Source organism: Saccharibacillus kuerlensis DSM 22868 (assembly GCF_000378145.1).
GTDB lineage: Bacteria > Bacillota > Bacilli > Paenibacillales > Paenibacillaceae > Saccharibacillus > Saccharibacillus kuerlensis.
In genome coordinates this window covers 91,535-104,715 of record NZ_KB899287.1, presented here as the reverse complement: position 1 = coordinate 104,715, position 13,181 = coordinate 91,535, and the positions used below count along the sequence as shown (strand labels likewise).

Sequence of the window (13,181 nt, the reverse complement as noted above, 5' to 3'; positions counted from 1 at the left end):
CTCGGTGATCCGCAATTTTAGGAGACTGAGACCGGCTGGTTAAGAACAAAAATCGGATTGTACTTGCATCCAGCTTATGACGCACACAAAAGCAGCTGACCGATTTTGGGGGAAACCTTCCGGGAACATTAGGAAGGTTTTCCTTTTTTTCGTTTATACAAAAAATGTCTATAATAGAAGGAAAACGAAAAGTGAGGTGAAAGCGTTGGCGATTATCGGAATCGATCTCGGAACAACAAACAGCTTAGCATCTTATCGGACTGCGGAGGGCAGCACGCTGATTCCGAACGCACTCGGAAATGTATTGACGCCTTCGGTTGTCGGCGTAGACGACAACGGACAGATTTTGGTCGGAGAGATTGCAAGGGAGCGTTTGATGACGCATCCTGAACGAACCGCTTCGCTTTTTAAGCGATACATAGGCACGGACCGGCGTTACAAATTAGGCGAACATGAATTTTCGCCGGAAGATCTGTCCGCTTTTATCCTGCGGACACTTAAACAGGACGCAGAAGTTTTTTTGGGAGAGCCAATTGAGGAGGCGGTAATTAGTGTTCCCGCCTACTTTAACGATATTCAGCGTAAGGCAACCAAACGTGCCGGTGAATTGGCCGGATTACGCGTTGAGCGCTTAATCAATGAGCCGACCGCTGCGGCAGTCGCGTACGGACTGCATCTGGAGCAGGAAGAAAGTCAATTTCTCGTTTTTGATCTTGGCGGCGGAACGTTCGACGTATCGATTCTCGATATGTTCGATGGCGTGATGGAAGTGAAGTCGGTAGCAGGCGATGCTTTTCTTGGCGGCGAAGATTTTACGGATATGCTCATTGAACGGTTTCTCGAACGCTGCGAGCTGGACAAGGAAAACTTGGATAGTCGGACAATGGCGGCGCTGCGCAAACAAGCCGAGCAGGGCAAGCGTTTGCTGACGATGCAGCAGGATGCAAAGCTCGTATGCACGGTGGCCGGAGAGGCGTACGAATGGACGATTGATCGCGGGTTGTTTGAACATTTGTCCAAGCCGCTGTTGAATCGGCTGCGCCAACCGGTGGAGCGAGCGCTGAAAGATGCCTCTTTAAGTCCGCGTGAACTTGGAGAGATTATTATGGTCGGGGGAGCCACTCGGATGCCGCTCATTTATTCTTTTGCCGCGCGGCTGTTCGGACGACTGCCAGCTGCACGCATCCATCCCGACGAAACTATTGCGATTGGTGCAGGGATTGTAGCGGCTATGAAAGAGCGCAGAGAGGAATTGAAAGAAATTGTATTGACCGATGTTTGTCCCTATACACTCGGCACAATGGTTACGGTCAAAAATGGTGACGGCGGCTATGACAGTGGACACTTTTTCCCCATTATCGAACGCCACACTGTAATTCCGGCCAGCCGCGTCGAGCGCTTCTATACTGTCAGCAACGATCAGAAAACGATCCGTATCGAAATTTACCAGGGAGAAAATCGCTTGACCCGTAACAATATCAAATTGGGTCAGCTCGAAATCCCGGTTCCTGAAGGAAAGGCGGGCGAACAGGCGGTTGATGTCCGTTTCACTTACGATATCAACGGCATTCTGGAAGTGGAAGTGACAACCTTATCCACAAAAGAAACGCATCGTCTGCTTATCCGAGAAGATGCCAGCGGAATGTCGATGGAAGAGGTCGAGAAGCGCTTTCAGGAACTTGAGGCAATTAAAATTCATCCTCGCGACAAAGCTGAAAATCGGCTTCTTCTAGCTCGAGGCGACCGCATTTATGAAGAAACATTGGGCAGCAACCGAACCAGAATCGCAGGAGCGTTACGACGATTCGAAACGGCGCTGGCCCGGCAGGACGAACGGGAAATCCGCAAGGAAGCGGGGATGCTGAAGGAGCTGCTGGAATTGGCGGAAAAACAGCCGGAGGACTAATATGAACATTTGGACCATGCTTGGAATAGAACCGACCTCGGAAATCAAAACAATCAAACGGGCTTATGCGCGCAAATTAAAAGAATGCCATCCGGAAGATGACCCGGAAGGTTTCCAGCAGATCCGCCGATCCTATGAGGCTGCGCTCGAAGAAGCGAAACTGTTGGCCGAAAACGGAGATTCCCCACCTCTTAGCGGAGCGGAACTGGAACGTCTGAGAGATCCGGAACCTGCCGCTGCAGAGCCGGGACCTGAATCGCCTACTGCACAGTTCATCCGCCGCTGCGAGGAAATCTATGCCGATATCGAACGACGAATCAAGCCGGAAGAATGGCAGGAGCTACTCGACGACGAGCTCTTCTGGCCGATTGAGACGCGAGAACGCATCGGATATGAGCTGTTCGGATTTATGCTTAAGCATCCGTTTCTTCCGAAAAAGGTGCTCCATCTGTTGGATGGACATTTTGAATGGACAACTAGAGAGCGTCGATTACACGAAAGTTATGACAAAACTGAAGTAGGACTGCTGATGGAGCGTTTCTCCAGCTTCTGGGAGCTGCGTTATGATCGATTGGCAGCTGACGAGCCTTACGATTACGACGCATTTCTGAAATTCCGCGAACAGGCCCATTATGCGCTGGTACTAAACGATTTGGAATTGGCGGAGAAAGCGCTTAAGGGAGCGGCGCTGCTCAACAACCGTGAACCCGACTGTCTGCGGCTGATTGCGATTTTTTATATGAGGCAGGATCAGCCAGAATCAGCACTGCAGGTAGTGGAACAGTGGCTAAAAGATGAACCTGAAGAACCGGAAGCTCTGTTGATGAAGGCGGATGCGCTGCGGCGTCAGCAGGAATGGAAGCTTGCGCTGACTGAATATCAGGCTCTGCTGGCACTGCTGCCCGGAAGCATTCATGCATTAAGCGGAATGGCGATATGCTTGGAGGAATTAGGAGAGCCGTGGCAGGCCAAGCAGATTTATGAAGCTCTGTGTGCTCGTTATCCGGAAGACCTCGATGCGCAGATTCGTTTGCTTATGCTTAACGACAGACTGGCGAACGGTATGACTAGGAATGAGCATAATGAATTGATGGACGCTCGAATACTGGCAGAGCTGTATTTGGATACCGGAAAGGAGCAGGAATGTGTTCAACTGCTTCTGGAAATGGAAAATCGGCAGTCGCTCGATGCCCAGCTGAATTTTTTGCTTGGGAAAGCTCTCGGAAAGCTTGAACGTTACTCAGAAAGCGAAGAGAGGCTTACTATTGCTGTACGGCAAACAGAAAAGGATCCTCTGCAGCAGGCGGACATGCTGAAGCTTCGGGGGCTGATCAGAATGGCTCTCAAACGCTTCGAAGAAGCAAGGGATGATCTCAAGTGCGTCCTACTGCTGCATCCATCCGATCCGGAAGCGCTGTATCGCTTCGGCGAGTCGCTTCGCATGGAAGGCCGCTACGAGGACGCACTGCAGCTGTTGAATCATGCATTGGAACTCTCTTCGCAGTGGTATTACCATTCGGCGAGAGGAGACTCCTTGTATTCGCTGGGCCGTTATCCGGAAGCCCTATTGGATTATTTGCGAGTAATCCAATACGATCGCGGATTGAGCGAAGCCTGGTTCCGAGCAGGTTATTGCTTCCTTCGTATCGGAGATTATCCACATGCGATCGAATACTTCGGAGAAGCGCTGGAACGCGGTTTCCCGAATGCTGTTCTGCTGCTTATGGCAGAGACACATTTTCGTGCCGGAAACCGTGAGCAGGCTGCAGAAGCTGCGGCACGTTACCGAAGAGAACATCCGAAAGATCCTTTCGGCCTTGTGTTTGAAGGAGATCTATGCCGGGCTGCAGGACACCTGGAAGAAGCACTGAAATATTATGGCGAAGCAGCCCGTATCGCACCCTCCGAATATCTGCCCCTGCGTCTTACCGCCGAAATGCTGCTGCAGTTGGATCGTTTGGAGGAGGCTGATCGGGAATTGACCCTGCTGATTGAACGTTATCCGCGGCGCGGATGGGCCTATCTCCAGCGTATACATTTGTTCATTTCGAAAAGCAGTTGGAAATCAGCTGAATCGGCCATTATTCGTTATACGGAGCAGATCCCTCCCAAGGAACAGGACCCTGTAGTGCTGCTATACGGCGGCTATATTTTGTTCCGCTTGGAGCAGTACGGTCAAGCGGTCGAATTTCTTGAAGCGGCATGCAAGGTAGGGCTGCAGCGTGAAGCGGAAGAATACCTGATTCGAAGCCTAGCGGCGCTGGGGCATTACGATCAAGCGGAAGCTCTTGTGGACGAAGCGCTGACCGCAGACGCCGAACGCCCCGTTCTGGCCGAAATTGGGCGCCTGCTGCATCGTCGCTCTTCCCGCAAATGGAAGTGGTTCGGTCGCGAACGGGAAGTCGAACTGCCTAAAGTGGAGGCGCAGCCGGTCCTTCCAAAACCGTCGAGCGATCCGCTTCCCGATATTCACAGCATGTAAAGAGAGGGGCTGAGCGAGTGGAAAAGCTGCGCATACGAGAAACGGACAAGCGCAGCATGCGTGCGTTCGCAATGGGAGCCGTATTGTTTCGAATGAACGGTCTGCTTGAAGAAACCGGATTCGCATGGCCAGCATCACGCAGGGAAGAACTGCGCAAGCTGCTGGCACACACTTGGTCGGTAAAGGACGAAGAATCGCTGGAGAAGCATCTGAACTGGCTGTGGGAGGAAGGCAGTCAAGCGTCATACCGCAAAACCGAATCCTTCATCAGCGCTTTGTCGTTCCGTGACCGCGAACATTATTTTGATCGGCTGAACAGCAATGCTGCCCTGTTCAATCATGCTAGGCTTGTCCAGATGTACAGCGGCAAGCTTTCCCGAGCGGGAATTGCCGCTTGGGATCTTGGCCAATACGTTTTCATTTGTCGGACGGCTCAATCAGCAGGCTGGCTGGAAGCGGAACGCTCCATTGAACTTGCTGCCGCTGCAGCCCGAAAAGCACAGGAGCTTTACAAAAACTGGCCGGAATTTGCTGCTGCTTACCTGGCGGGTCGTCAAATTTGGAATAATCAGCCGTCCGCTGAAGCGGCCAAGCCTTATATCGACTGTGTATCGACTCTGCTGACCGATTCACGCAGTCTGTGGCGTCGATTGCCTTGGGATATGTCTCTAGAGAAGGATACTATAGAGGAAGAAACAGAAAATCCGCTTCATTCAGACTTGAATTCGAAAGCTTGACTCCTCATTTGAACTGATATATAGTATGTTACGAAAAGTTATTTAAAATATTTTCGTTATTCAGTGAGGAGGAGTTTTAACGTGCCGAAAGAATTTTTTGAAGCTCTTAAAGCCAGACGTTCCATTTACGGGATCGGCAAAGACATCTCGATCGACGAAGCGAAAATTCAAGAGATTGTAGAGGAAGCGGTTAAGTACACGCCGACTTCGTTTAATTCTCAAACATCCCGAGCCGTCGTATTATTCGGCGAACAGCACGATAAGCTCTGGGACATTACACTGGCCGAATTGAAGAAAGTGGCGGTATCCGAAGAAGCATTCGCTTCGACGACGGACAAGATCAACTCCTTCAAGAGCGGTTACGGCACGGTCCTTTTCTTTGAAGATCAGGACATCGTGAAGAATCTGCAAAATCAGTTTGCACTCTATGCTGACAACTTCCCGATTTGGGCTGATCAATCTTCGGGTATGCTGCAGCTCGTTGTATGGACCGCTTTGAGTGACGCAGGTCTTGGCGCTACGCTTCAACATTACAACCCGCTGATCGACGCCGGTGTTCAAGAAGCATGGAATTTGCCGACACAATGGAAGCTTAGAGCTCAGATGCCATTTGGCAGTCCGACTGTTGAAGCCGGAGAGAAGGCTGTTCAGCCAATCGAAGAACGCGTAAAAGTTTTTAAATAATCTATAGAATATTCAAGGGCAAAAGGACGACTGCATTTGCTCAAGAACGGAGCGATTTTCGCTTCGTTCTTTTTTATGTCGAAATCTAAGCATAGTCTTCTCCTTTTCCTCGCATTTCCTTTCAAAAGAGTCGAATTTGTAAGAACTTCTTTATCGAATCGACACTCTTTCTTTGACACCAGGTCCTATAATGAAAATATAAAGGAAATTTGCAAAATCGGTTTGTGCAAGCAAGCTTTCGGGTAATAAGAAATACCTACAACTTGCACAACAGGGACCTTCGAAAGGGGAGAGCAACTATGAAAAAAACAACACTCAGCATGATCGGTACGGGACTTCTCGCCATAATGATTGGATTCGGATATGCTCCGGCTTCCAACGTTTTGACTCCAGCCTCAGCCGCTCCCGCAGAACAAGCGTCCGATACGACTAAAGAAACTTCGACGGAACAAACATATACGATCTTTATCAACTCGGTTGAAAAGAATGATACAGGCGCTCTACAGCTTGAAACGGATCGCATTGATTGGTACACCGGCGAAGAAGCCGACAAATTGTTCTTGGAAGAAAATCCGGATGCAGCTGAAGAAATCGGCGGAGCTCCGGACGGCTACTACATCGTAAACGAAGATATTAGCGAAGTTACGATGGAGACTGCACCGAATGCAGAAGTGCTGATGCAGCTTTACGATCGTACAGGCAACTACGAAGACATGGAAATCAATTGGGATGAACTGATTACTTTGGATAAATTCGAAGCTCAGTACAATAACCCGCTCGGACTGCTTGACTTGAGTGCTTTCCCTTACCACATTACAGTTAAGGACGGCGTTATTGTAAAAATTGTGCAGCAGTATATCCCATAAATCGTACAAATAAATGGAAAACTCCGTTGGACCTTCTGGGTCTAACGGAGTTTTTTGTTATTTTAACTTCTGGTATTTCTTTTCTTCTCAGCAAGCTGGAAAGCAGTTTTTATGCGGACGTAATTTTTCTTTACATGTCGAACAGGAAGATATAGAATGATTCAGACTCGAAATGAGATCCCGGCGCGCGCGTGAAAAGAAACACAAATACGTTTTTCTAACATTGAGCCATTTTTCACAAAAACTGCAGATTCAAAATATGAAATAATGGCTGCATGATGGAAAGACATTTTGCGTTTTTTCCTACGCTAGTCTTGGAAGCGATGTGTCTCGATGAACAACATCGTCCCAGGGCCGCGCCCAACAAGAGGAAATGGGGAGAAAGTGAATGGGAAATGTTAAAGCACTCAGCAAGCCGAAACGGAGAAGTTTACTGGTAAGTGTAGGAATGAGTTGGTTGTTCGACGCGATGGATGTAGCATTGATTTCTTTTGTTGCTGCTGCGCTTGCGGTCGAATGGTCGCTGGGTCCACAGCAGTTGGGCGTATTGACTGCAATCAACTCGGTAGGGATGGCGGTTGGAGCAGCCTGTGCCGGTATTCTCGCAGATCGTTTCGGACGAAAGTCGGTCCTTCTCTGGACACTGTTAATTTTCTCGCTGGCGAGCGGACTGTCTGCCGTCGCAACCGGTTTTATTATGCTGTGCATCCTTCGATTTGTTTCCGGGTTCGGTCTCGGCGGAGAGCTGCCGGTTGCATCCACGCTTGTATCGGAATCGGTACCCGCGAACGAACGGGGAAGAACCGTCGTTCTGCTCGAAAGTTTTTGGGCCGGTGGTTGGATCGCTGCCGCGCTAATTGCATACTTCATTATTCCAAATTTTGAATCCGGTTGGCGTATTGCTTTTGTCATCGGAGCTTTACCGGCTTTCTATGCGTTGTATCTTCGGAGAAAGATCGACGATTCGCCTCGTTTCCTTTCCCAGAAAAACAAAATTGTGAAAGTGAAACTTAAAGAACGATTCGCTCAGGTATGGGCTCCGGAACACCGCAGGGCATCGATCATGCTCTGGATCCTTTGGTTTACAGTCGTCTTCTCCTACTATGGCATGTTCCTGTGGCTACCGCAGGTTATGGTATACAAGGACTACAGTCTAATCAAAAGTTTTGAGTATGTACTGATTATGACTCTTGCACAGCTTCCGGGTTATTTTACCGCCGCTTACTTCATCGAGAAGTTCGGACGCAAATTCGTTCTAGTCGTCTATCTTGTACTGACTGCAGGAAGCGCCATCTGGTTCGGACTTGCTACGACAACGCCTTCACTGATTGCGGCAGGCATCTGCTTGTCTTTCTTCAACCTTGGAGCCTGGGGAGGCCTGTACGCTTATACGCCGGAGCATTATCCTACCAGCATCCGGACAACAGGAGCCGGACTTGCCGCTTCGTTCGGTCGGATCGGTGGGATTATCGCACCATTCTTGGTCGGTTGGCTCATCTCTCAAGGAGTTGCGATTACCGCAATATTTACAATGTTCTGCGTGGTAATCCTGATTGGCGCCGCTTCGGTCGCATTCCTTGGCAAGGAGACGAAAGGTACAGAATTAGCATCTTAACTAGCAGGTGAAATCAGAATATGGGTTTCAAGGTCCGGTTCCCAAAGGGAATCGGGCTTTTTTAATTGAAAGTGAAAAAGACTAAGCCAGCGACAAACAGTCTTTAGCCTCAGTTAATTTTTACAAAAATATGGTATTTTTTAATAGGAATGGCGATTATGATGGGTAATAGGGCAGAGAAGTCATTCAAGAATTGTAGTGGAGGGGATAACGAAATGTCTAATCGTTTGTGGATCAAGGGATTCAGCCTGCTTTTAGCTTGTCTGCTTATAGCTGTACTTGCTGCTGGGGCCGGATCCGGAAATCGGGTTTCTGCCAAAGAATTATCGGCACCATTGAAATCAAGTCAAAAGCAGGGAACAAAATCGCTAATTTCTGTACGTGCGGCGAGCACAGCTCAGGCATCCAGCTTCGTAGATACACATGGACAGTTGTCTGTGAAAAATGGAAAGCTGACTGATGCATTAGGCAGTCCTGTGCAGTTAAAGGGCATGAGTTCGCACGGTATTCAGTGGTTTGGTGGCTATGTGAACAAAGAAAGCATGAAATGGCTGCGCGACGATTGGGGATTGAACGTATTCCGGGTAGCGATGTATACGGAAGCGGACGGCTATATTTCCAATCCGGCATTGAAGAACAAAGTTAAGGAAGCAGTAGATGCCGCAATTGATCTTGGCGTATATGTGATTGTGGACTGGCATATTTTGTCGGACGGTGATCCAAACAAGTACAAAACGCAGTCGAAAGCTTTCTTTAGAGAGATGGCTCAGACTTATGGCGATACACCCAACATCATCTATGAAATCGCCAACGAGCCGAACGGAAACGTGAATTGGCAGAATCAGATTAAGCCATATGCGGAAGAAGTGATTGCGACCATTCGCGCAGAAGATCCGAATAATCCGATTATCGTCGGAACAGGTACATGGAGCCAGGACATTCACGATGCGGCGGCTTCTCCACTCAAAGCATCCAATGTGCTGTATGCGGTACACTTCTATGCCGGAACGCACGGTGCATGGCTGCGTGATCGGGTCGATGCCGCAATGAACAAAGGGCTGGCGGTATTTGTCAGTGAATGGGGAACAAGTGATGCGTCGGGTAACGGCGGTCCGTTCTTGGCACAATCCAAGGAATGGACCGATTTCATGGCAGATCGGGGCATCAGCTGGACAAACTGGTCGCTGGCGGATAAGCAGGAAGCTTCGGCTGCTCTGGCTCCGGGGGCAAGTCTAACAGGAGGCTGGACGCAAGCGCAGTTAACCGCATCAGGCAAATTCGTACGCGAACAGATGCGGCTGGGTTCGGCCAATACGGGAGGAACAGCCCCGACACCGATACCGTCGCTGCAGCTTCCCGCACAAGTCCAAGGACTGACGGCAGCAGCCGGTAGCGCTAAAGTAACGTTGAAATGGAATGCCGTTTCCGGCGCGGATACCTATATGGTCAAACGCGCGGAAGGAGGCGGAACATATTCGATTCTGCAAAAAGGAGTTACCCAAACATCGTTCATTGATTCGACAGCAGTGAACGGTAAAACCTATCGCTATAAGGTCGGGGCCGTTAATGCGAAAGGTGCAGGGGTCGATTCTGCGGAAGTATCCGCCAAGCCGGCTGCATCCGGCGGTTCACCAGTAACACCCCCATCGACAGGGAGTGGAGATTTGAAGCTGTTGTATCGAATCATGGACACCAATGCTTCGGATAATGCACTGCGTCCCATTTTCAACATCCACAACACCGGTTCTTCGTCAGTAGATCTTAAAAACGTTAAAATTCGTTATTACTATACAAACGAAGGCGCAGGCGGGCAAAATTATTTCTGCGATTGGGCTCAAGTAGGTGCGAAAAATGTAAAAGCGGCATTTGGCCGTACAGCCGGTTCTCCTGCAGGAGCGACCGATTACGTCGAACTGAGTTTTGTTTCGGGTTCCATCCCGGCGGGCGGAGAGAGCGGCGAGATTCAGTCACGTATTCATAAAGCCGATTGGAGCAATTACGACGAAACAAACGATTATTCGTACAAGGCCGATCAGACGGAATTTGGTGAATGGAATCGTGTCGTTCTGTACATTAATGGTGAGCGTGTCTACGGTATTGAACCTTAAATACAACTTTCATCCTTCATGGAAAACCTAACCTTCTCTGGCATTTTGCAACGATTCGGTGTCCGCGTTAAAATAAAGAAGCGGATTCCCGGACGGGACAACTGCCGGACAGGCGCGGAGGCAAGCGGACTGTGCAAGATTCCCGCTGCCGCCGCGCCTTATTTATTTGATGAAGAGGAGTGAAGAGCATGAGCGACAAAGTATTGACGCGTGCAGAGGTACCTGAATCTTCTACATGGAACTTGGAGCATTTGTTTTTGAGTGAAGAAGATTGGAACAAGGAATTGGAACTTGTTCTGCAGAGCGCGAACGAAGTGACGAAGTTCAAGGGACGTCTCGGGGAGAGCGCTTCGATACTGCTTGAATGTCTGAACGCACAAGAAGACATCATGCAAAGGGCACGTAAGGTAGGCGCTTATGCATATCTTCGTCAGACGGAAGATGGAACAAATCCGGACAACCAAGCTCGTTCGGCAAAGTCCGGCGATGCACTGACGAAGCTGGCGTCGGAATTCACTTTTATTGAATCCGAAATTTTGGAGCTTGAAAACGGCACGATCGAACGTTATTTGGAGGAAGAATCGGGGCTTGCCGACTTCGAGCGAAGCTTGAAGCTGCTGCTGGAACGGAAACCGCACAGTCTGTCGCCGGAAACGGAGAAAGTGCTGGCTTCCTTGGCGGAAGTTCATGGAGCACCATACCGTACATACTTGCGGGGCAAGCTGGCTGACATGACGTTTGAAAGTGTCGAAGTCAACGGCAGCAGCTACCCGGTATCATTTGCTTCATATGAGACCGATTACGAGATGAATGCGGATACCGAGCTGCGCCGCAGTTCCTTCGCCTCGTTCAGCCGAGGGCTTCACGCTTACCGCAATACATTTGCGGAAGCTTATGCAGCGGAGGTCAAGCGTCAGGTCGTCATGTCTCGTCTTCGGGGTTATGACTCCGTTACAGAGATGCTGCTGAAGCCACAGCAGGTGACCGAAAAGATGTACAGCGCCATTCTGGATACGATTCAGAGCGAACTGGCGCCGCATATGCGCAAATACGCCGAACTCAAGAAGAAGCTGCTCGGACTGGACACCCTGTACTACTGTGATCTCAAAGCACCGCTAGATCCGGATTACAGTCCTTCCATCACCTATGAAGAAGCCTGCCGGACGGTACAGGAATCACTAAGCGTGCTCGGCAAGGAATATGGAGAAATTGTCGGAGCGGCCTTTACGCAGCGATGGGTCGATCATGCAACCAATATCGGCAAATCGACCGGGGCTTTCTGCGCGTCGATTTACGGTACTCATTCCTACATTCTTATGTCCTGGTCCGACAATATGCGCGGCGCTTTTACACTGGCGCACGAAGTCGGTCATGCCGGACATCTAATGCTGAGTGAGCGCTATCAGCGTATGGTCAATTCCAGGCCGTCGCTCTATTTCATTGAAGCACCATCGACGATGAACGAACTGCTGCTCGCCGAGCATTTACGTTCACGTTCCGAGGATAAAAGGCTGCGCCGCTGGGTAATTATGCAGCTGCTGAATACGTATTATCACAATTTCGTGACGCATCTGCTGGAAGGCGAACTGCAGCGCCGGATTTACTCTCGTGCCATGAACGACGAAGCAATCACGGCCAAAGTGTTGAGCGATCTAAAAGGCGAAGTATTGTCCGGGTTCTGGGGCGATACGCTGGAGATGACCGAAGATGCGAAACTCACTTGGATGAGACAGCCTCACTACTATATGGGGTTGTATCCATATACCTATTCGGCAGGACTCACCTTGTCGACGGCAATGATGCAAATTATCCGCGAAGAAGGGCAGCCTGCCATTGATCGCTGGTTGGATACGCTCAAAGCAGGCGGTTCCCAAACACCGCTTGAGTTAGCCCGGATGGCAGGCGTTGATATGTCCGATCCGGCAACAATTCGAAGTGCGGTCGAATATGTCGGATCGCTTATTGACGAACTCTGCGAATTGTTCGAGGAAGAAACGGCCGGCTGAACCCAGAAACTCGTACTAAAACAAATGTAAGAACAGTTAAACATAAAGTTGATTTTTGCGAACAGCGCTTGAAAATTAAGCGCTGTTCGTTTTCATTATGTAAAATTTCTGAAAATGCAATTGACTTTCTTGATTTTTTTTGCTTTATTTATATAGACCAATCGTTATAATTTTCGGGGGTGATAGATTGTCCGCAAAAAAAAATACCCGGGATACCATTTTAGAGACGGCAGGCCGACTCTTTTTTACACAGGGTTATCATGCCACCGGGTTGAATCAGATCATTAAGGAAAGCGAAGCGCCGAAAGGCTCCCTTTATTATCACTTCCAGGGAGGCAAGGAGGAACTGGCATTGGAATGTATTCAGCGCATCGGCAAAGAAGTGGCCAATACGTTCTGGAGCAAACTGAACGATCAGTCAACCGCAGCCGAGTCGCTGCCGATTATGATGACCGAGTTGGCGGAAGAAATGGAGAGGCAAAAGTTTGGAGGTTTTATGCCATTCAGTTTCTGGGCTGCTGTCGAGACTTCGTGTGTGAGCCATTCGCTTCGGGAAGCCTGTACAGACGTATTCCGCAGTTGGCAGATGGTATTGGCCGACAAACTTGAAGAGGATGGTGCGGCACGCAAAACGGCAGAAGATCTTGCCCTTATGCTGATTACGATGATGGAAGGCACCTTGATGGTGGCTACCACAACGCGAGATGCGACGCCGTTGTTAACGGCAGCCAAGTATATTCCGGATTTGATCAAACAGCATTCCCGTCAATAACCGCT

9 protein-coding genes are annotated in these 13,181 nt (G+C 49.5%); all 9 read left to right on the top strand.

What is annotated here, in order from left to right; translation table 11 throughout:
- Nucleotides 1–205: 205 nt before the first annotated feature.
- The gene (locus F456_RS0112810; RefSeq protein ID WP_026293867.1) at nucleotides 206–1,906 is read left to right on the top strand and encodes a molecular chaperone HscC; all 1,701 of its coding nucleotides are present in this window, start codon (nucleotides 206–208) and stop codon (nucleotides 1,904–1,906) included.
- Nucleotide 1,907: 1 nt separating this feature from the next.
- Nucleotides 1,908–4,388: a tetratricopeptide repeat protein gene (locus F456_RS0112805; RefSeq protein WP_018977438.1), complete on the top strand. Its 2,481-nt coding sequence runs from the start codon at nucleotides 1,908–1,910 to the stop codon at nucleotides 4,386–4,388.
- A 17-nt stretch (nucleotides 4,389–4,405) separates the two neighbouring features.
- Entirely contained in the window at nucleotides 4,406–5,125 is a 720-nt protein-coding gene (locus tag F456_RS0112800) for a DUF1266 domain-containing protein (protein WP_018977437.1), read from the top strand.
- Nucleotides 5,126–5,206: 81 nt separating this feature from the next.
- On the top strand, nucleotides 5,207–5,809 hold the full coding sequence (locus F456_RS0112795; RefSeq protein WP_018977436.1) for a nitroreductase family protein: 603 nt from the start codon (nucleotides 5,207–5,209) through the stop codon (nucleotides 5,807–5,809).
- Between the two features lie 299 nt (nucleotides 5,810–6,108).
- Nucleotides 6,109–6,675 carry a hypothetical protein gene (locus tag F456_RS0112790; protein WP_018977435.1) on the top strand — a complete coding sequence of 189 codons (567 nt, stop codon included), beginning with the start codon at nucleotides 6,109–6,111 and terminating at the stop codon, nucleotides 6,673–6,675.
- A 388-nt stretch (nucleotides 6,676–7,063) separates the two neighbouring features.
- A complete protein-coding gene (locus tag F456_RS0112785; RefSeq protein ID WP_018977434.1) occupies nucleotides 7,064–8,290 on the top strand; it encodes an MFS transporter in 1,227 nt (408 codons plus the stop codon).
- 215 nt (nucleotides 8,291–8,505) lie between these two features.
- Nucleotides 8,506–10,398, top strand: coding sequence for a cellulase family glycosylhydrolase (locus tag F456_RS25015; RefSeq protein ID WP_018977433.1), 1,893 nt, complete (start codon nucleotides 8,506–8,508; stop codon nucleotides 10,396–10,398).
- Nucleotides 10,399–10,586: 188 nt separating this feature from the next.
- Complete coding sequence (gene pepF / locus F456_RS0112775; protein ID WP_018977432.1) at nucleotides 10,587–12,404, top strand: oligoendopeptidase F; 1,818 nt, start codon at nucleotides 10,587–10,589, stop codon at nucleotides 12,402–12,404.
- Between the two features lie 187 nt (nucleotides 12,405–12,591).
- Nucleotides 12,592–13,176: a TetR/AcrR family transcriptional regulator gene (locus F456_RS0112770; RefSeq protein ID WP_018977431.1), complete on the top strand. Its 585-nt coding sequence runs from the start codon at nucleotides 12,592–12,594 to the stop codon at nucleotides 13,174–13,176.
- Nucleotides 13,177–13,181 lie beyond the last annotated feature (5 nt).

Bases quoted from the DNA above. Each gene is read 5' to 3' on its own strand.
- F456_RS0112805 (WP_018977438.1), top strand. From the start codon at position 1,908: ATGAACATTTGGACCATGCTTGGAATAGAACCGACCTCGGAAATCAAA.
- F456_RS25015 (WP_018977433.1), top strand. From the start codon at position 8,506: ATGTCTAATCGTTTGTGGATCAAGGGATTCAGCCTGCTTTTAGCTTGT.
- F456_RS0112785 (WP_018977434.1), top strand. From the start codon at position 7,064: ATGGGAAATGTTAAAGCACTCAGCAAGCCGAAACGGAGAAGTTTACTG.
- pepF (WP_018977432.1), top strand. From the start codon at position 10,587: ATGAGCGACAAAGTATTGACGCGTGCAGAGGTACCTGAATCTTCTACA.
- F456_RS0112790 (WP_018977435.1), top strand. From the start codon at position 6,109: ATGAAAAAAACAACACTCAGCATGATCGGTACGGGACTTCTCGCCATA.